Annotated in this window: 7 protein-coding genes; all 7 read right to left on the reverse strand. The window is 70.6% G+C overall.

What is annotated here, in order from left to right; genetic code table 11:
- Position 1: 1 nt before the first annotated feature.
- On the reverse strand, positions 2-6,850 hold the full coding sequence (locus AB0L74_RS21980) for a DEAD/DEAH box helicase (protein ID WP_365654782.1): 6,849 nt from the start codon (positions 6,848-6,850) through the stop codon (positions 2-4).
- Complete coding sequence (locus AB0L74_RS21985) at positions 6,847-12,378, reverse strand: hypothetical protein (protein ID WP_365654785.1); 5,532 nt, start codon at positions 12,376-12,378, stop codon at positions 6,847-6,849. The genes AB0L74_RS21980 and AB0L74_RS21985 overlap by 4 nt, the downstream gene beginning before the upstream one ends.
- A complete protein-coding gene (locus AB0L74_RS21990; protein ID WP_365654788.1) occupies positions 12,375-15,533 on the reverse strand; it encodes a DEAD/DEAH box helicase in 3,159 nt (1,052 codons plus the stop codon). The genes AB0L74_RS21985 and AB0L74_RS21990 overlap by 4 nt, the downstream gene beginning before the upstream one ends.
- Before the next feature lie 82 nt (positions 15,534-15,615).
- Complete coding sequence (locus tag AB0L74_RS21995) at positions 15,616-16,824, reverse strand: protein kinase (protein WP_365654791.1); 1,209 nt, start codon at positions 16,822-16,824, stop codon at positions 15,616-15,618.
- A 247-nt stretch (positions 16,825-17,071) separates the two neighbouring features.
- Positions 17,072-17,377 carry a DUF397 domain-containing protein gene (locus tag AB0L74_RS22000; protein ID WP_365654793.1) on the reverse strand — a complete coding sequence of 102 codons (306 nt, stop codon included), beginning with the start codon at positions 17,375-17,377 and terminating at the stop codon, positions 17,072-17,074.
- 409 nt (positions 17,378-17,786) lie between these two features.
- On the reverse strand, positions 17,787-20,372 hold the full coding sequence (locus tag AB0L74_RS22005) for a DUF262 domain-containing protein (protein WP_365654796.1): 2,586 nt from the start codon (positions 20,370-20,372) through the stop codon (positions 17,787-17,789).
- A gap of 34 nt (positions 20,373-20,406) precedes the next feature.
- The gene (locus tag AB0L74_RS22010) at positions 20,407-20,778 is read right to left on the reverse strand and encodes a hypothetical protein (RefSeq protein ID WP_365654799.1); all 372 of its coding nucleotides are present in this window, start codon (positions 20,776-20,778) and stop codon (positions 20,407-20,409) included.
- Positions 20,779-21,039: the final 261 nt, after the last annotated feature.

Here is a 21,039-nt window from a genome sequence, read left to right on the forward strand (position 1 = left end):
ATCAGTGCTGCCTTTCGTTGCCGTGGAGGTCGTGGGGGTCGTTCGTGCCGCGCGCTTTTGGAGTGCCGGGGAGCCTGCCGACGAGCGAGTCGAGGTGGTCGAGCCAGTCGGCCGCCGTACGGACCGTCCATCCCGCGTCGGCGTAGGCCCGCTCGCGCCGGCGGGCCTCCTCGTCGTCCTCGCCGTGCGGTGCGGCCACGACGGCGATCCGGACGCCGGGGTCCTGCCAGGCGAAGTCGGCCGGCCAGCGCCGCTCCCCGAGTTCGAAGCCGAAGACGGGGGCGAGCACGCCGTGTGCGGCGAGTTCGCGGGCGAGCCGGGTGAGCGCCGAGTCCGGCTCGTCCTCCTCGAGCAGGGGCAGGATCTCCTCGTCCCAGGCGGCGTCGCGCAGCAACCGGGCGACGGCCCGCTCGGCCACGGTGCCTCCGGCCTCCGCATCGGGCCCCGGCGCGGTGGTGGCGGGCTCCTCCTGCGCCACCGCCGCCGTCGGCTGCTGCGGCCGGCGCAGGGCGACGAGCGAGTCGAGTTCGCCGATGCCGCCGGTGACGGCCAGCACGTCGACCGGGAAGGCGGACGCGCGGCTGCCGGCCAGCTGCACGCCGTCCCCGCCGGCGAACGCGAGGAACTGCAGGAGGTTCGACCAGTAGAGCCAGGCACGCCAGCGCAGCTTGTGCGCGTCGGTGCCCAGGACCTCGTCCCGGTCGTCCAGCACGGCCAGGGCGCTCCACCGCAGTGCTTCCGGCTCCTCGCCGTCGGTCGCGTCGACGGTGAAGAGCAGGGGCAGGCCGCTCCGGTCGGCCGCCCGGAGCACCAGGACGGCCCCGTCGCCGGTGGCGGGCTCCGCGGGCGGTTCGCGGCCCGCGCCGTACGCGTCGAGCGCGGACCTCAGCGCCTGGCGCGCCTGGACGCGGTCCGCCTGCGTCGCCAGGGCGGCGGGCTCGGCCATGAGCCCGCCCACCAGGGCCCTGGCGCGGCGCCCCCACCGCTCCTTGGCCGGCTCGCGCAGGTAGGCGAGGAGCGTGTCGACGGGATTGGCGAACACGGCCCCGGCGAGGTCGGCGCGCTCGCCGCCCATCTCCTCGTACCAGTCCCTGGCGGTGTCCTGCGCGCTGCGCGGGTACGGCGGCCAGACCGGCTCGGCCTTCGCGGCCTCGCCTTTCTCGAACAGCTCCAGGTCGTCCCAGGTGATCTGGAAGACGACGTGGTTCCTGCCCCGCAACTGGTTGCGCTTGTCGCAGTCCGCGGCGATCCGGTTGTGCGCGCGGGTGGCATGGTAGCGGTGGCCGTCGAGGTAGACGGTGACGTACTCCTTGGGGCCGTCGGTGGACTCGAAGGTGAAGTCGGTGCGGGTGAACTCCATGTCCCGTTGCGCGGTGAGCCGCCAGTTGGCGCCCTGGCTGAAGCGCAGGTAGCCGCTGGCCGTGCTGCTCTCCTCCAGCACGGCGTCCCGCTCCCCGCCGGTCCAGGTGCGCAGGGCGGCCAGGAACCGGGCCTCCAGGTCGGACTCCACCTGCCGGTCCAGGCCGATCAGGTCCGTGCTGGGCAGTTTCGTGACCTTCCACAGGTCGACCGGCCGGCCGTCCTCGTCGCGCACCGGCTCGCCGTCCTGGTCGACCGGTCCCAGCAGGTCGTTGATGATCTGCAGGGCCGCGAGGCGCGAGACGGTGTCCTGGCGCCGTTCCTCGGTGTAGCGGTGCAGGCAGCGGTGGCAGGCGAGCCGACCTTCGTCGCGGCAGGGGCACTTCAGCAGTGCCCGCCGCGCGTCGGCGAGGGCCGCCCGGAAGTGGGCCGGGTCGGTGAGCCGGTGCAGGTAGCCGGTGCCGCCCGGCAGGCTGTCGAAGAGCACCAGGAAGTGCCGCGTCTCCCCGGTGGCCTGGTCGGGCATGCGTGCCAGGGTCGAGTCCAGGTGCTGCGGATCGCCGCCGAAGTGGTGGTCGACGCCCAGCCGCAGGGCCGCCCGGAAGGAGTGGATCTTCTCGTCGACCAGGACCGTGGCGGCCGGCAGCAGCACCCGCAGCGCCTCGGTGCGCAGCTGGTGTGCCAGCAGCACCGGTTCCTGCGGTACGTCCTGCGGCTTCCTCCCCCGGCGCAGCGGACACCACGGCTGGTGGTGCTTCAGCTTGGGGTTGCGCGCCGCCGCGGAGTCCAGGGCGTCGGTGTCGTGGTCGAAGACGGGCCGCCCGTCGGCGGTCGCCGCACCGCAGCCCGTGCACACGTGAAACGGCGCCATCCGCACGCTGTGCCCGGCGAAGTCGTCCTCCGCCCTGGCGTCGAACCGCATCGGGCCGACGTTGACCCGACGGATGACCGCCGTGCGGCAGAAGTCGATGCCGAACGTCTGCGTCGCGTGCCGCCAGGAGGTCTTCGGCTCGATGTCCTGCGCCGCGATGTCGACCGCGTCGATCACCGTGTAGTGGCGCTGCTCCCGGTCGTCCCTGTCGTCGCCGATCCGGGCGTCCTCCCGCTTGTCCCGGGAGGTGACGACGGCGGGTTCGACGACCTTGTGCAGGCAGGAGCCGTCGTCCGCGATCCGGGCGCTGCCGCAGCGCGGGCACGGAGAGCGGTCCTCCTCGGCGTTCTCCGTGCGCACGTACCCGCACTCCTGGCAGAACCGCCACAGCCGCCAGTCGGGGTCGGTGGCGGTGCCGATCTCCAGGCCGGTGACCTGGTGCTTGTAGCCGTTGACGTAGAAGGTGTTGCCGGGCGCGAACTCGGACAGGGCGTAGCGGCGGGGCCGGTCGTAGGCGCGGGTCTTGGACTTGTACCGCTCCCGGCCGGTCTTCTCGTCGACGCCCTCCGGCCAGTACAGCGTGGCGTTCAGGGTGGTCACCGCGTCGATGAGCGCGTAGTTCGGGAGCAGCCCGAGATCGCACAGAGCCTGCTGGGCGGTGGTGAGCCCGAGCGACAGCAACCGCTTGCCGACCGACCGGTGCTCGGCGTCCAGCTCGGCCTTCTGCCGGGCCTGCTCGTCGTCGCTGTCGTGCAGTTCGTCGCGCGCCTCGCCGATCATCCGCAGCCGACGGCGCAACACCTCCTCGCCACGCCGCCACTGGCGTTCGGCCTCCTCCACCGCGCCGCGCAGTCCGCGGGTGGCGTAGTCACGCAGCTCGCCGCGGGCCTGGTCGCTCACCCCGCCGGGGAACAACGCCAGGAACCCGTCGACCAGTCGGTCGCCGCGCGCGAGGGCGGCCTCGACCAGGTCGGCGAGGTAGCCCGAGGGCCCGAACAGCTCCGGCGCCCTCGCCGGGACCGCGGGCAGCGGTTTGCCGTCGGGGCGCGGCAGGCGTGTGCGGGCGGCCAGGTCCAGCAGGTGGGCCAGGTACTGCCGGCGCAGGATCTCGATCGCCGACAGGTGGCTGCCCGGCGGCACGATCCGGCCGGCGATCATCTCGCGCGGCTGGTCCAGGAAGTACAGGTCGCGGCGGCTGCGGTCGGGAATGGTCAGCAGGAACGCGTTGCCCGTGCGCCGCCCGGCCCGGCCCACCTGCTGGGCGTAGTTGGCGGGACGGCGCGGCAGCGCGGCCAGCACGACGGCGGACAGGTCGCCGATGTCGATGCCCATCTCCAGGGTGGGCGTGCACGACAGCACGTTGGGGTCCTTGAACCCGGTGCCGTGTTTGAACGCGGCCTCGACCCGCTCCCGCTCCGGCCGGGTGAGCATGCCGGTGTGCTCCGCGGTGATCACCTGGTAGGTGCCGGCCTTGCGGTACAGCCGCCGGTAGTAGTCGTCCCGGTAGTCCCGGTCCCGGTGATGCACACCCAGTTCCTCGGGGCGGTTCCCGGCGACCAGCCGGCCCCGACGGCAGCGGTACGACGGGCACGGCTGCCCGTGCCACTGGTCCAGTAGCTCCGGGTGGACGGTCTGCTCCCAGAAGCAGACCGGGCAGCGCACGAAGGCCTCGTTGACGATGTCGTCGGAGAGGAGTCGCACGTCGATCGCGCCCGGCTGGAGCCCGTAGACGCGCAGGCTGCTGTCGGCCGGGGTGCGTACCGACAGCAGTCCGGCCGCGACCAGGTCGGGCAGCAGCCGGTTCCAGAACCCGGCGGTCTGCTCGCGGGGCAGGTCGAGGCAGCGCTGCGCCCAGCGCTCGTACCAGGACAGCCGTCCCGTCGCGAAGTCGAACTCGCTCCTGGCCTTGGGCTGGTCGAGGAGGAACACGGGGGCCGCGACGCCCTTGGGGAAGGCGCGCATGCCGACCGGCCGCTTGCCCCAGATGAAGTAGCGGCTGGTCCCGGCCTCCCTCAGGTAGCCGTCCAGCCACTCGTGTCCGATCGCGCCCCTGGTGCGCAGCCGCTCCAGGAAGATCCGCAGGAAGGCGAGGTAGCGGGCGTCGTCCTGCTCGACGGGCGGCAGTCCGCCGCGCCGGCCCTCCTCGGCCAGATGCGCGGCCTTCACCACCGCGACCGCCGCCGCCACGTCCGCGACGCGCACCTGGGCCGCCGCCGTGCGGGTCAGCTCCAGGGTGCGGCCGTTGCGGGAGCGGAAACCGAACTCCATCAGGGCCTCGAACGCGAAGCGCTCACCGATCAGGTTCCACGTCGGTCGGTCGCCGCCGCGCCCCTGACCGGACAGCAGCCGCTTCACGCCCTGGACGTCGTGCAGGTCGGTCGGTACGACGGCGGCGAGCGTCGTGCGGTCGGTGGTGGCCGCGACGACGTCCGCGATCAGGTCGTTGAGCGCGGTCGGCCGGTCTTCCGAGAGGTGCTTCTTGAACAGGGCACGCAGGGAGAAGGTGTACGAACGGGAGGCGACGAACCCGGCCCGGTGCGCGGCGTCCTGCACCGAGTCGTTGAACATCAGCGTCTTGTCCTCGCCCTGCCCCTCGTCGAGCTCGCCCCCCGTGAACAGCTGGGTGATGGAGGCGGCGGCGAGCGCCGCCGCGCCGGTGCCGAGGAAGCGGATCGCGTTGCGCGAGCCGCATGCCGGGCACCAGTCTTCCTCGGCCGCCGTGTTGGCGGTCTCGCCCAGGTTCACCAGGACGAAGGCGGAGTCGCCGGTGGCCGGGCGCGGCTCCCCGGTGGTGGGGTCGTAGTCGCGGACGGGATCGGGCAGCCGCAGCCTCCGCTCCGGCCCGTCCAGCACACGCAGCTGTCCGCCCCGGCCGGCGGAGAGCGCGGACGCGGCATGCCCGCCGTCCGCGCCGCGCCCGGCCGACGTCATCGGCGCGGCACCGGAGCCCTCGCGAGCCTCGGCGTCCGTGGCCGCGATCAGGTTGCGCACCCGCATCTTGTCCTGGCTGACCGAGGCCCGCCTGATCTTGTGCGAGTCGACCTGGACGTGGGTGTCGTCGGTCTCCGGTGAGAACACCGCCCAGCCCGAACGCCCGCAGTCGCGGCAGTAGACGGCGGGCAGGAACAGGTTCGCGGCCTGGCCCGCCGTCGCCGTGGTGACCGGCGCCGTCCGGGCGTGCCGGTCGCCCTGCCGGTCCGCCGCACCGGCCGCGTCCCACTGGAATTCCGCCTTCGGCCACGGCAGCACGCCCCGCATGAGGCGGGAGACCGAGCGGGCCCACTGGTGCACCTCGATCTGCACCAAGGGCCGCGGACTCTTGGGCGTGGACTCCGGGTCGCGGGCGACGGCCAGCAGTGCGACGAAGCGGGCGAGAGCGGAGGCGGCGACCTCCGGCCGTTCGGTGATGGTCTTGCCCCACGACCGCGCGCCCTTGCGCCACATCAGGTCGAGCACTTCGCCGGTGGTGCGGACCTCGCCGTCCAGCGCCAGCATCACGGCGGAGGTGAGCGTCTGCCGCTTCAGGTTCCGGCCCAGCAGGAACGGGTCCGGATCGCGGGTGCCCGTCACCGCCTCGACGAGGTCGGCGAGCTCCTCCTTCCCGAGGGACGGATCGGGCAACAGCGCCAGCTCGTCGGGGGAGGGGTACGGCAGCGTCGGGTCGAAGTCGTCCGGCGGGAGGAACTCGTCGACGCTCTGCCGGTCCTCACCGATGATCGCGTCCTCGGTGAACTCGGTCCCGAAGACCTGCGTGGCGACGTCGAGGAGCCGGCGCACCCCTTCCCCGTCCGTGCCGGACGCGAGCGTCGCGGACGTGGCGACCGGGCAGATCCGCCCCAGCGGTCTCCCCGGCTCCGATGCCCCGACGGCGGCGGCCAGGCGCCGCAGCAGCATCGCCACGTCGGTGCCCTGGGCGCCGTCGTAGGTGTGGAACTCGTCCACGACGACGTACCGGATGTCCGCGCCGTTCCACAGCGCGGCGTCCTGGGAGCGCTGGAGGAGCAGGTCCAGCATCTTGTAGTTGGTGATCAGGATGTCCGGCGGCGACACCCACATGTCGGAACGGCGGGTGTGGACCCGGTCGTACTTCGTCTCCGCCTTGTCGCCGATATACAGGCCGGCGCGGAGCTTGCCGAGGTCGGCGTCGTACTCGCGCAGCAGGTCGTTGATGCGCTGCGCCTGGTCGGTGGCGAGCGCGTTCATCGGGTACAGGAACACGGCCTTGACACCGTTGTTCCCGGCGTTGCGCTCGCGCGCGCAGTGGTCCAGGACGGGGTAGAGGAATGACTCCGTCTTGCCGGACCCCGTACCGGTCGTGACGAGCGTCGGCCGCGGGGTCCGCCCGCCGGCCGACGACAGTCGCTCAAATGCCTTGGCCTGGTGGGCGTACGGAGTCCAGTCATCCGTCCGCCGCCAGTCCAGCAGCTCCTTCCAGGAGTCGTCGGCCCGCGTGAACGGCGTCCGTATCCGCAGGAACGGCCCCCGGAACATCCCGGACGTCTCGTCCCCGAGGAACCGGTGCAGCGACTCCCGGGCGCCCTCGTCGGTCAGCGCGTAGGTCGTGGACAGGTACTGGAGCAGGCTCTCCTTGAGCCCCTGCGCTTCGAGCGTCGGCCTCACGGCTTGGGCACCTCCTGCTTCACCGGGTCCCACTCACCCCGGGCGACGGCCTCGTCCAGCCGCTTCTGGAAGTAGGCGTGCGCCTCGCGCATCTCCTTCTCCCGGTCGGCCTTGTAGAAGGGAGCGGTGTAGCCGTCGGGGACGGGGTTGTTGTCGGGGTCGGCGAGGTACGCCTCGAACTGGCCCCAGGTCTCCTTGGTCTGCCGCTGACCGATGGTGCGCGCGTTGCCGGCGAGCTTCCAGCCCTCGGCGTCGAACCAGGTCACGGCCTCGTACTTCTGCAACACGGGGAAGCGACCACGGTAGGCGGCGATCAGCGAGTCGGCGCTCATACCGAGCCAGACGGCCACGAGGGCGTCGATCTCCACGAGAGCGGACCGGCGGGCGCGCTCGGTGCGAAGGGGGGTGTCGCGGCACCAGTCGGGGGTGACGTCGTGGAGCGGTTGCAGGCCGGGCCAGTCCAAAGCCCAGGGTTCGTAGGCGGGCCAGGTGGGGTCGTACAGCTCTCGCCAGAGGTCGGCGTAGGCGGTGGTGAGGCAGTTCAGGCGGAGGGTTCGCAGCAGCAGAGCCGGAGCCAGCGGGTGTGCACCATCGGATGGCGCGGGCGTTGCTTTAGCGCTCCTACCGAGAAGGTCGCTACGGCCGGTTACTCGAAGGAAGTAGTCGAGCGGGAGTGAAGCCCAAAATCCCGAAACGAGCACGGTATGGCGGTCATCGGGCATCGCCAGACTGTTCACGGCGTGAATGTGGGTAGTCCCAGGGGGGATCATTGCCGCGTATAGTGCACGCTCAGTATCCGGCGCGATTTGGCGACGCCAAGCTAGTCGGTAGAAAGTCGCGTATCGCCGCTTTGCGCGCTCGACTAGAAGTGCGTCGACCTTAGCAGAGTCAGCGTTCTCGGGAGCGATTCCCTCCGTCCGGGCAATTTTCTGGCGGGCGCGTGCTACTGCCTTCTCGTCCTCACGAAGACGGTCAAGGACACTATGCTCGGTCCAACGCTCCTGGGCTTTGAGGTACGCCTGGCTACGACCCTCCGCGCGCACATACTCCGTGTCGGGAACGAAGTCAGGGGGAAGCGTCGCCAAGTCAGTCCCGTATGGGTCGTTGCTGTTAGCGTCGTGGCGTTTGAAGATGGGTGTGGCAACGCTAATCTGTGTGCCTTTGAGGATCACATGGCGCCAGCGAGTCGGTTGATACTCCAGGCCGGTAGAAGCGTCCGGACGGTTGTAGTCAATCAACTTCTCTTTCTTAGCGCCACTCTCGTCGTAACCACGTGTCATCTGTGGCTCAAGCGCACGCAAGCGCAGCGGATAGGCCGCCAGGGCGCTAATTGCGCTGGCCTCTGCTGTGCTTACGGGAAACAGTAGCCGTGCTCGCTCGACTGGTTCGTCCTCTTCGTCAAGCAGACGCTGCCAAACGGACAGTAGATCCGTATCGACGCGGACGACCCGAGATCGATGCGGTCGCTCATCGAACTCACCATTGCGGTACCGGATACCAGGCACCTCGCCACTGCCGTCATGCGTGGCGGAGAACCGCAAGGCGTCTGTCGAGACCAGCCAGGACAAATGGTCGAACCCGATTTCCTGCTGGCGGCCGTACACGTGCACACCGAAGTGAGCGGTGTGCCCAACGGGCTCAGGGAAGAACCTCTGCCCCGCATTGACGAAGTCGCCATGGATGCGCAGCCGCCGGTAGGCGGCTTCCCTCAGCGCACCCTCCTTGTCACCGGTGAAGTGAGAGTCGGGGTGGACCAGCCCCGTCGTTCCGGATGCCGACACGTGGGCCCACACCTGGCACATAAAGGCCCGGTACAGATCCGGCTGCGTGCCGGTCAGCAGGGGATAGACCTGTGAAGCCCCGAAGACAGCGACCTGCCCGCTGACGTTGGTCAGCTCATCCAGCACGTACTGACGAGCCTTCGGTACTCGCAGCAGCTCAGCCCGCCGCTTCTCCTTCTCCGCCGTTGAGGCCCGCTCCGTGAGCTCGAACCACGGCTCGTGTTCGGCCAGTACCGCCCCCTCGTTCCACCGAGGCCGCACCCACGGCGGGTTACCCACCTGCAAGTCGAACCCGCCGCCCTGCGCGAAGACCAGTGCGAAGTCCAACTCCCAATGCAGGAAACCCTGCTCCTCCGCGATGTTGGTGACCACGTGCATCCAGGGGAAGCGGATCTCCGGGTCCGCGAGGTCCATTCCCATCAGGCGGGGGAGGTTCTTCTCGAAGTCCTTGAGTGCGTCCAGGTTGTCGAACTCGGTGACCAGGTTCTCCTCGTCGGGGTCCACCGTGCCCAGCAGGGCCTCCAGGAAGTCCAGCCAGTCGTCCAGCTCGACCAACGCAATGGTGTTCCGCCAGGTCCGCCGCTTGGACTGCTTCGGTGCGTTGCGCCTGGACCGGCCTCCCGCCTCCACCGTCTGGAGGTCGATGAGCGGCTCCTCCTCCGCCAGCGCGGACACCAGGGACTCCTGCGTCGGCCCCGACGCGAACAGCATGGTCTGCTCGGTGAAACGCGGACCCGGGATCGTCGCCTTCGCGGGCCCGCCGCCCCCGTCCGGGGAAACCGCTCCCGCCTCCCCGCCGACCAGCGGCACGCCCAGCAGGTCACCGAGCGCGTCCGCGGAGGCCGTCGCCGGCACCGTGTCGTCGTACACCCCGTCCGTGCCGTCCAGCAGGGACGCCTTGTCGGCCGGCCAGAACCACAGGGCGCACCAGGCGTCCATGACCTTCTTCAGGCGCCAGTACGGCGTCTCGGTCGCCAGGAACAGGTCGGCCATGACCTGCTCCTTCGGCACCGCGCCCGCCGCCGTGCGCAGGAAGGCGTACTCGGGGTCGTCCGGCGCCGCGCCCCACACGTCGATCTTCCGCGCGATCGCCGCCTCGGAGAGCTGCATGCGCTTGATGACCAGCGACCACAGGAACTCGGCCCGCTTGGCCGCGTCCCGCAGCCGGGTGAACTGGGAGGGCGCTTCCTTCCTCGGCCTGCCCGCCTTGTCGAGCTTGGGCGTGCCGTCCTTGTTCAGGTGCGCGGTGCCGCGCTTGGGCCGCTGGAGGATGCCCTTCTTCCAGGCGGCCAGCCGCGCCACCTGATCCTTGGCGAGTTCCTTGGCCTCCTTCGAGCCGGTCACCGCCGCCCACCCGGGGCTGGGCAGCAGGAACTGGTGCACCGCGTCCTCGGGCAGCGGCTGGGGCTCACCGTCCTTGAGGAACGGCAGCGGCGTCGGTGCGAGGGTGTTCTTCGCCGCGAGCCAGGCCTTCGCCGGGGAGACGACGTCCTCGCCCGCGTACACCGCCCGTCGTCCGCCGATCAGCGAGTTGCCCCGCCGCAGGTGCAGTCCGAACCACGGCGCCCGCATCCCCGGATGCATGGTGTTGAGCCACAGCGAGACCTCGGCCAGCTCCACGCCCGTGGCGTTCAGGTCGACGCCGTAGGCGTTGTGCAGGGCGACGTACGCCTTGACCTTCTGCTTCTCGGTCAGCGCGTCCGCGGCCGGGACGGAGACGCCCAACTCGTCCTGCCGACGGCGCAGGTACTCCTCGGCGACCTGGTTGATCGCCTCGTTGAGGAACGCGCCGGAGCCCAGCGCGGGCTCGCAGATCTTGTACTTCAGCAGTTCCGAGGCCCGCGTCCGGACGACCTCGCCGTTCTCGTCGCGCTCCTGGTCGAGGAGGTGCTTCAGCGCCAGCTCGACGGTGACCTTGGTCAGGGACTCGGGGGTGTAGTAGGAGGCGGACGTCTCGCGGTCGCGGCCCGCCAGCCGGTAGACGAACTCGCCCACCTTGTACTTCTTCGGCCCGCGCAGGCCCTTGAGCGCGTCGTGCTCGTCGTACAGGACCCAGGTCTTCTCCGGATACTCCTTCAGACGGTGCGCGGGCACCAGCCACGAGCCCTTCTCCGGGTCACCGCCCTTGGCGACCTCGCACAGCTCCTCCTCGGCGATGATGCCGGTGTACGACATCAGGCCCTCGTACACGGCGCCGAGCTGGTTGATGCCGAGGTTGCGGTAGGAGATGAAGCCGCCGCGCTCCCCGCGCCGCTTGGCCTTCTTCATGGTCAGCAGCCGCAGCACCTCGTGCAGTGCGCTGTTGCGCAGCCGCAGGTCCAGCCACGCCGGCTCGGCGTCCTCGTCGCTGCGCGGGTCGAGGACACCCCGGCCGATCAGACGGATGGACTTCGGTTCGAAGAGCTCGCTGCGCAGCGGCTCGAAGCGCAGGCCGCGGTCCTCGCTGCGCCGCTTGGCCTTGAGCTTGCGGGTCTCCTCGTCGTCGTCCGGCAGGTCGTCGTCGGGCTCGGTGCCGTAGGGGCGGTGGCCGTGGTTGACCTTGTTGAACAGGACGTCGAGGGAGGCGAAGAGGTGGAAGCCCTTGCGGGCCTCCTCCTCGACGAGCTGCTCGTCGCGCTCGACGAGTTCCCGCAGTCGCGCCACCGAGTAGCCGGCCTCGTAGGTGCCGTCGTCGGCGGGCAGGATGCCCAGCTCCGGGCGGGCCTCGGCGTACAGCAGGAACAGGATGCGGTAGAGGTAGCGCAGCGATTCGCGGGTGAGTTGCTTGGCGAACGGCAGCTTCGGGTCCTCGATCTGACGGGGTTCGACACCGGCCTCGTCCAGCCGGGCCAGGACCTCGTTGGCGATGATCTCGACCGAGCGCTGCAGTCCCTCGCGCAGTTCGCCGGAGACGCCGACCGCGTTGTCGCGGGAGGCCTTGATCAGGGCGTCGATGCCCGGTCCCTTGCCATCCTCGGCGGGAGCGAGCATCTCGTGGCTGAACAGGGCGGCGATGGTGGCCAGTTCGCCGGTCTGCTTGCGGTCGTTGCGCTCCAGCGCGGCGTCGAGGTTGACGGCCAGGAAGCGGCCCTCGTCCCACACCTGGCGGTCGGCCAGGACGAGGACGCCGCCGCACAGCAGGAGCACGAAACGGGGCGGTTCCCCGCCGGGTTCGCCCAGTTCGCTGCGGAAGAGCCAGGTGGCGAGGGACTCGCCGGTCTCGTAGACCTCGCTGCCGCTCACCCGCAGCGGGTGCAGCAGCCGGCCGGGACCGTCCGCGTCCAGGGCGGTGTCGTTGCCGTCGGCCCAGCCGCACTCGACGGCCACGATGCCGTCGCCGTGCCAGGCCGTGGCCACGCTGTGCTCGCGTCCGGCGCGGTGGACGGTGAGCTCCCGCCGCTCGGGAGCGCCGGAGAAACCGAGCGCTGCGAGCACCTTGTCGTGCCAGGCGCCGAGCCGCTCGCGCCAGTCACCGTCCTGGTAGGTGTTGAGGCGGGCTCCGGCGGAGGCGCTGTTCCCGTCGGCGTCGTCCTCGGCGTCCAGCTTGGCGCGCTCGGCGAAGAAGTTGCGGAACTCCTCCGACAGGTACGTGCCGCGCAGGGCGCGCACCCTCTCCCTCGGCGTGGGGCGCGGGTCCTTCTCGTCGGTCTCGCGGCCGGTCCAGGCGGAGAGGAGGCCCTTCTTGAGGTCCTGGCCCAGCTGTTCGGCGAAGTAGTGCGCCGACAGGTACTCGCCGCGGTTGGAGAAGGAGTCGAAGTCAGTGCTCATCGGGTGGTCTTCCCAGCGGCGGAGGTGGACAGGGGCTGCAGGACGCAGAGCAGGCGCAGCATGGGCGCTCCGGAGGTCTTCAGCGACTTGATGAGCGTCTTGCGACGGCTCGCCGTGAGGTTGATGCCGTTGCGGCCCTTCGCCGAGCGGGCGGAGGCGAACAGGGCGTCCTGCTGCCACCGCGTCACGCGCTTCTCGTACGGGGCGAGCATCTCGTCGATCCGCCACGCGTACTCGGCCTCCCGTTCACGCAGGTGCCGTGCGGCCTCGTCGATCGCCCGGGGCACGAGCCGTTGCAGTGCCTCGCGCTCCTCCTCGGACACGGCGCGGCCGGGCATCTTCGGACCCACGCCGCACGCGTCGAGGAAGGCCGCGTCCATGCGCACGACGCGGGGCGCGTCGGGCAGGCCGACGACGGCCATCCACTCCACCACGGTGGGGCGGCCCAGCGCGTTGGAGTGGATGCCCTGCACCAGGTGGACCGGGCCGGTCAGCTCGTCCGGCAGGCGGGGGTCCAGCTTGGCCGCGGCGTCGGCGTCGGGTTGGCAGGCGAGGACGAACGCCTCGTCGTGGCGCAGGGACGCCAGGGCCTTGTCGGTCACCCACTCCAGCACGGGATGCACGTCCGAGACGTAACTGACGTTGGGCCACTGGGTCTTGGAAGACTCCCGGGCCGCCTTCAGCCGCTTCTCCCCGAGCCCCTTGTCGAAGGTGATCCGCAGCCGGCCGGGAGCCTTGCTCGTGGGCAGGATGTTCTGCTCGGCCAGGTACGACTTGGGCAGCGCCTTGAAGCGGTACTGGAGGTCGGCCGGCGGCTCGAAGGCGATGGTGCCGTCGTCCTCGTGCCGCAGCTTCAGCTCGTTGTCCGCCCCGGTGGGACAGATCTGGCGCAGGGCCTCCTCGAAGTAGGCGGAGGTGGAGCGGAACAGGTTCGGGACGGTCGCGTAGGCCACGTCGTCCTGGGCCTGCTTGGCGCCGATGTTGCCCATCAGCTTCCGGAGCATCGACGGGGCGCCGCCACTGGACCGCTTGATGGACTCCTCCACGGTGCGGCCGGCGAGCAGGTCGCGGGTGAGGCGGTTCTCCTCCTCCTGCGCCCGGTACAGGCCGGTGACCGCCTCGGCCGATCCGTCGATCCGGTGCGCCTCCTCCTCGCGCCTGAGGAGCTTCGCGCCGACCAGCCGGTCGTCGAGCGGCAGGGCCTCGCCGGTCTCCGGGTCACGGCGCCACTCCACGTCGCTGGTGAGAACCAGGGCGCGGAACTGTGGCTTCTCCTTCTGCCCGTAGCGGTCGACACGGCCGTTGCGCTGCTCGATGCGGATCAGCGACCAGGGCAGGTCGTAGTGGACGAGCTGGTGGCACTCCTGGTGGAGGTTGACGCCCTCGGAGGCGACGTCGCCCGTGAACAGGATGCGCACCGGGTCGTCGCGCAGCCCGAACTTCTCGACGATCCGCTTCTGCTCGTCCTCGTTGGTGGCCTCGCCGTGCATGACCTGCGCCGCTCCGCCGTACACCAGCCAGGGCCGGTTCTTCCTCTCGCCGGCCTCGACGGAGCCGGTCTTCTGGAACCCGAGCCGGGCGGGCACGACCTCGGCCAGCCAGGTCAGCGTGGGTATGCGCTCGGAGAAGACGACGACGCGGGTGTCCGAACCCGGACCGACGCCGATCTTCTTCAGCTGCTCGACCAGCGCGTCCAGCTTCGCGGAGTCCTCGTCCCCGATCTCGCCGACCAGCCGTTCCAGCTCCACGATCGCCTCGCGCTCGACCCTGAGCGCGGCCTCGCGGGCGGCCAGGTCCTCGCCCTTCCTCACCTTCGCGGGCCCGGCCAGGTAGCGGCGTCGTGCCTCCAGTGACTTCTGCAGCGCCTTGTGCGAGGAGAGGAAGGCCTTGAGGAAGTTGTACGCGGCGAGCGGGTCGGCGCAGACCGAGGAGGCGGCCGGATCGCGCGGGATCCAGCGGGCGGCCAGCTCCTCGAAGACCGCGCGCTCCTTCTCGGTGGCCCGCGCGGGGACCGGCTCGGACGGGCCGCGGTCGGCCCACACCCCCTTGAGGGAGTCCCGCACCTCTTTGTCCGTCTTGGTGCGCCGGATGTAGAGGTGGTCGAGGTCCTTCACGTCGTAGTCCGACGGGTTCGCGATCGCGGCCTCGTCCAGCATCCTGATCAGCTCGGCGAACGACTCGGCGTCGCCGTTGTGCGGGGTCGCCGAGGCGAGGATCAACGCGTCGGTGCGGCGGGCCAGCAGACGGGCGAGGTCGTTGTTCTTCGTGCCGCGGTTGACCAGGTTGTGGGACTCGTCGATCACGACGGCGTCCCACTCGGTGGAGTCCAAGTGGTGGGCGTACACGTCACTCTTGAGCGTGTCCACGGAGATGATCGCCCGCTTGAAGTACGCGAACGGGTTCCGTCCTGCCGGGATGTCCTGCTGGACGCGCTGGATGCCCGTGGAGTCGAGCCGGACGAGCGGGATGGAGAACCGGGTCCACAGCTCGCGCTGGAACTGCTCCAGGACGTGGGCCGGGGTGACCACGAGGATCCGCTCACCCCGCCCGCGCCGGATCAGCTCGGCCAGCAGGATGCCGATCTCCAGCGTCTTGCCGAGGCCCACCACGTCCGCGATGAGGATCCGCGGCTGCGGGTTCTTCATCGAGAGAGCCAGTTCGGCCGGCCGGAGCTGGTGGGTCTGCCCGTCCATGAGGAAGCTGTCGGCCAGGGCGAGGCCGTGCTCGGTCTGGGGCAGTGCCGTCTTGCGGATCACGGCCTCCAGGTAGAGGCGCGCCTTGCGGTGGTTGGGGGAGTCGTCCGGGACCAGCTCGGTCTTCCGCGGGTCGAGCACCTGGATGTCGTCGAGCCGGCTGTAGAAGACCGCGTCGGTGCCCCGCACGAACGGGGAGACGCCGGTGACCTCCACCATCCAGCCGTCCCGGGCCGTGGGCGCGACCTTCCGGACGAGCCACTGCTCGTCGCGGACCCGGACCTGGGCGCCCGGCGCGTAGGCGACCGCCCCGCCGCCCAGTCGCGCCACGTCCCCCGACGCGTCGAGGACGATCCCGTCCTCGCTCACCACATCGAGTACGCCCTGGCCGTCACCGACCTCCGCAACGATGGTCACCTGCTGCTCCATCTTCCGCCCCCGGAACTCCTGGACTGCCGTCATACACGGCTCGTCCATGTCTTTGCTGCTTACACGTATCGCATGCCGCCGATCTCGTTCCCCACGGCGTGACCTGGGGCCGGCTTCAAAGACCCGGCTGTGCGGCGTACCGCGCCCGCAACTCCTCGGCGACACGCAGTGACGCGGGCGGCCGCCTCGGCTTCCGGACCGCGGGAACGGAGTCGTCGGCCGCCGGGCCGTCGGGCGCCGGGCCGTCGGGCGCCGCGTCGCTCACCGGCGAGTCGGACACCACCGTGGCCTGACTGACCCCGATGGCCGCGGCGGCGTCCTCCTCATCAGGCCCCGGCCCGGCTGGCGGAGGACTGTCCAGAGGACTGTCCGACGCGTCCTCGCCGAATTCGATGGCCCGTTCGGCAAGCCGCTCCCACACAGCCGGCGGGTCGTTCCTTGGGGCCGATACCGTTACGTCCGTCGCGGTGGCGTCGATCAGGGCGTGCCGGGCCTCCATGGGGGACAGGCCTACCGCGGACAGCACATTCGTGCAGCCCGTCATCACCGCGTCGAGGGAGGGCCGGACGGCTGGATCGTGGGCCAGCATGGAGCCGATCAGCGGTACCAAGGCCTCGGGGAGGCCCCTCAGGTCCGGGGCGTGGCCGGGGTTGGCGACCTGCCCGACGATCGCCTCCCAGCGTGCCCCGTCGTAGGGGTAGTGTCCGGTGGCCGCGTACAGCAGGACCGTCCCGAGTCCGTATACGTCGGCGGACTCCCTGACCCTCGTCCGCCCCAGCGCCTGCTCGGGCGGCATGCAGCGCACAGTACCGATGATCATCCCGCTGTGGGACAACGTGTCCTTGGAGGTGTCGAGGAACGCACCGAGGCCGAAGTCGATCAGGATGGGGCCGTACACGCCCAGCATGACGTTCTGCGGCTTCAAGTCGCGGTGGAGCAGTCCCACCGCGTGAACGGCCTGGAGCCCCTCCGCGAGCAGAGCGCCGAGACTGGCCACCAGCGGGGCGGGCAACGGACCGTTCTCGTCCACGTACGTCAGCAGTGTCCGGCCCGGCACGTACTCCATGGCCAGCCAGGGTCGCTCCGCGTAGGGGTCGGCGTCGAGGAACCGGGCGACCCGGTTCGTCCCCACCACCGTCCGGGCGATGAGCGCTTCCTTCTCGAAGCGCGCACGGGCGACCGGGTCCAGCCGGTCCGAGCGGATCAGCTTCACGGCGACCGGATCGCCGGCGGGCGAGAAGGCCAGATAGACCTCACCCATTCCCCCCGAGCCCAGCTCCCGCTCGACCACGTACCGGCCGATCTGCTCGGGCACCCCGTTCATCAACCGTGCGCATCCTCTCGTGCACCGCATGCCCCCCACGCGGCTTCAGCAGGCCTACACCTTAATCCCCCGCGTGAAGTGGAGGAACTCATACGCCTGTTGCCGTGCGGAAAGACCGTCATGGAAGCCGCTCCTCGGGCGACCGAGGGCGGGGCCGGACGGCGCTGGTGCTCCCCACCGGGGGAGGTCGTGTCAGGGAACACGAATGTCACGGCCCAGGGTGCGGCAGGTCGGATCCGGCCCCGCCTCAGACCCGTGACGAACCCGGACCACGTGCTCCGCGCGAACGCGAGGCGAGGGCCGCCGCGCTCCGTGTGGAGTCCCGTACGTGTATGGCGGCGTCGACGGCGATCCCGACGCACTCGCCGCCGTCTCCACCGCTGCGTGTGCTCTTGAACCAGCGGAGCTCGTCGGGCTGTCGGCTGTTCGTCGATCGCGTGTCCCCGACCTTGATCTGCTGGCCCAGGGCCCAAAACAGGTCCGCGACCTCGTCCGTGCCGTCTGCCTCGCCGCCCGCGGGAATCCCCGTACCCGGCGAACCGACCGTCGGCACGGCTCACTTCCGCACCTTGTTCCCACCACCGCGCACGGCGCGCACTCCGCGCCACACCGCCGAGTGCCGGCTGGCCGCACAGCGGGACGAGCCGGAGGCCGCCGACGACGACAGCGTGGCCACGGCCTCCCTCCTCATCGCCGAACTGACCGCGAACCGGGCTTCGCACGACCGGGTGAGGGGCAGGGCCGCCCGTCTCGCCCTCGCCTTGACTCCCACCACCCTGCTCGGGGTCACCGACGCGCGGGGCGAGCGCCGCCCCGTGCCGTGCCGGCCCCAGCCGTCGACGCCGACGATGGGTTCGGACGAGGACTGCTCCCGGTCGCCTCGCTTGCCGACGCCCGGGGCTGCGAGCCGTACCCGCCGGGCGGCAAGACGGTGTGGGCGGAGTGCGCCCGGAGGGCACCGCTCAGGACGAGCCCCGGCTCTCCCAGCGGTCCCGGAACCAGGTCAGCGTCTCGGTGAGCAGCTCCCGGTTGCGGTCCTTCTCCAGCAGGGACAGCCGGATGTTGGGGCGCAGCTCCAGCTTGCCTTGCGGGATGTCGACACCGTCCAGGGCGTTGAGGCGGGTGAGGAGTTCGGCGCGCAGCGCGCGGTCGGTGAACGGCTCCCGTGCGGCCATGTACTGGAACACCACCTCCGCCGTGCCCCCGCGCCCGGCACCGGGGTAGAGCGTCATCGGCCAGATGCCACGGCCGGGGCCGCCCGCCTCGCCGAGCATGAGGTACGCGCTCGTGGTGACGTGTCCGGCACCGTGGCCGATCCAGCCGCCCAGTGACTCCCAGTGGGCGAAGAGCGCGCGGACCGCTTCGACCGTCTCGGGGGAGTCGTCGGCGGCGAGCTGGCGGAAGAACCGTTCGGCGCGGGTCTCCTCGCCCGGCGCTCCCGCGGTTTTCTCCTGAGCGGTGTCCTCGCCGTCCGCCCGGTCGTCGTCCGTGCCGGCGAGCAGCGCGGCGAGGTCGTCGGCGGTGAGCCGCTGGGCCGGGTCGGCGGCCCCGGTGGCCGTGAAGCGGACGCCGTCGGCGGTCAGCCGGGCGCGGACGTCGTCGCTTCCCGCCTCTTGGGGCGCCGCCCACCGGAAGCCGTCGGAGACCTTGCCCTCGGAGGTGAGGACACGGTACGCGTTGACCACTCCGGGGGTGTTGGCCAGGTGGTTGCCCACGGCCTGAGCCCCGGAGCCGAGGAACGCGGCGAGGTCGCCGTACGAGGTCCAGGTGCCGTGGGGGAGTGCGGCGAGGACCTGGTGGGCGAGCTGCCAGTCGCGGTTGCGTTCCGCGCGGCCCACTCCCCGCAGCGGGGCCGGCCACAACGCGATGGCGCGGTCCGCGAGTTCGTCGGCGCGGGCCAGGATCTCGCGCACGCCCCAGTGCTCGGTGGCTGCGATGCGGCGGTTCATCTCCAGGTGGCTGCCCCGAAGCAGGTCCTGCTTCCGCTCGAAGGGGTGGTTGGACAACTCCGCGTTCACCGCGGTGAGCGTCAGGTTGCCGAGGGTGTGCTGGAACCGGGCGTGCAGTTCCTCCGCGGTCTCGCCCTCGTCGGCCTCCTCGCGCAGGGCACGCAGCCACTCGTCGCCGGGCGACTGCGGCATGACGTGCTCGACGGTGAGCTGCGCGGCGGCGAAGTCGACCGGTTCGGGATGCCCGTAGCTCTCCTCCAGCCGCTGTAGCACCAGCTTGCGCTGCTGCCACCGGCCGTACTGGTAGAACGGCGCCGTCCTGATCTTCTCGCGCAGTTCAACGTCGTCGGGCCAGAAGCGGTTCTCGGAGGAGAGGAGCCGGTGCAGTCCCTCAGTGACAGGCACGTCGAGCGGGAGCTGCCCGGGCACGGCCTGGAAGATCCGGTTAAGGTTGTTGGTCGGGACCCGGCAAATCATCCGGCGGACGAGGAAGCTCTCGATGTACGCCAGGGCACGGGCGGTCTCGGAGGAGTCCAGCTCCCCGCGCTCACGCCGGTCGAACAGCAACATCACGGCGGGGTAGGTGACGGCCGCCTGCCACGCGTCCAGACGGCGGAGCGCGGCCCGGACCGCGGCATCCGGCTCCTCCTCGGGGTGCAGCAGCCGGCGGAAGTGGGCGCCGCGCCGGTGGAGTTCCCTGATGTACTCCTCGATCTCCGCCTCGCCCGTCCTGTTCTCTTCGAAGCGCTTCTGCTGGGCCGCGTACAGATCCTGGCGGCGGACCCGGTCGTCCCCGTCGAACACCAGCTGCAACCACATGAGCTGTTCCAACTCGTCGTTGCTCAGGCTGTCTTGCAGGGGGAGCCAGTAGGTCTCGTAGACGTGCTCGCCACGCGTCGGAAGCCGCATGAAGAGGTAGTTGCGCAGCAGGTCGGCCTGGCTCAGCTTGAGACCGGTGTTGTTGAGTGACTCGAAGATGCGGTGCACGTTGTCGCCGCGCTCGGCGGTCACCGACACCAGTGTGAGCCGGGAGGTGATTGCCTGCTCGATGCGGAACACATCCTGCGGAGCCGCCGGATCCTCCGCCTCGATCAACTTCTTGCGGAAGAACGCGTAGGCGGTGCCGATGCCGCTGCCGGTGGCCTGATCGGTGAGGGAGCCGCGGATGTGGGCGGCGAACTGCGGCCGGTCCGCTTGTGTCGGCAGCAGGCGGAGGTGGTCATTGCCGCTCCTCCGCTTGTTGATCAGGTATTCCTCGTTGATGCGCTCGGCCTCGTCCGGCCTGGCGTCCGCGACGTGATCGCGGATGGCGGCCAGAGCCAGGGACAGCGTGGTCAGTCGCTGCTGGCCGTCGACGACGAGCCAGCGGGGGAACGTCGCCTCGTTCTGCGGCGACGGCGCGAGCACGACGGAGCCGAGGAAGTGCGTGCTCGCCTTCTCCTCCTGCGACTCAAGCAGCTCGGCCTGTTCCAGGATGTCGCTCCACAGCTGCTTGAGGTGCTTCTCGGTCCAGGAGTACGTCCGCTGGTAGAGCGGCACCTGGAACTGCTGCGCCCGGCCCTGCACCAGATCGGCGAACAACGTCTCCTTCGCCTGCATGATGGCCCCCTTGATCTCGATCGTCCGCAGCCGATTACACCAGGCCCGGCCGTCCTCTGTACCGGGAAAGCCCCGTGATGCGCGGAACCGCCAGGGGCGTTCTCACCACCAGCAGTTGAAGGGGCCCTGGCCGCATAGGGTGTCGGTGGGGCCGCATCCTGCCACCTGAACGTCCCCTGGCGCCGTCCACTTCGGCGTGCGCCAGGTAGGAGCCGTCCTCGTCCAGCAGCAGGTCGACGTCCGCCTGGACGAGCGGGATGCCCGAGAGCCGCGTCGCCACCCGCACCCAGAGCCGGCGCGGCAGGCCGTTGCCCTCTCCAAAGGCCAGCGCGGTGAGCAGGGCCATGGTCTTGGCGTGCCGCTCCTGCGGCAGTCGCTGGAGATACGCCTCGAAGGCGCCTCCCACGTCCGACGGCAGTTGCTCCGCCCAGCCCGGCGCGGCGGTGTCGACGACCGGGCCGCGCAGCAGCGCGCTTGCATAATCGGAGTCCCCGAAGCGCCGGGTTCCGGTGGGGGCTCTCCTCGATGCGCTGGGCGGTGAGTCACTCTTGGGTTGACGTCGCGGGTGGCCGTTCTCAGTCGGTGAGCAGTCATCAGTGAACATCCGCACACCGAGGTGACCACAGCCTTGCCCGGCATGGGCGTCAAGCTCGAAGCCGAGTTCCTC

The sequence above is a fragment of the Streptomyces sp. NPDC052020 genome, from assembly GCF_040680575.1.
GTDB lineage: Bacteria > Actinomycetota > Actinomycetes > Streptomycetales > Streptomycetaceae > Streptomyces.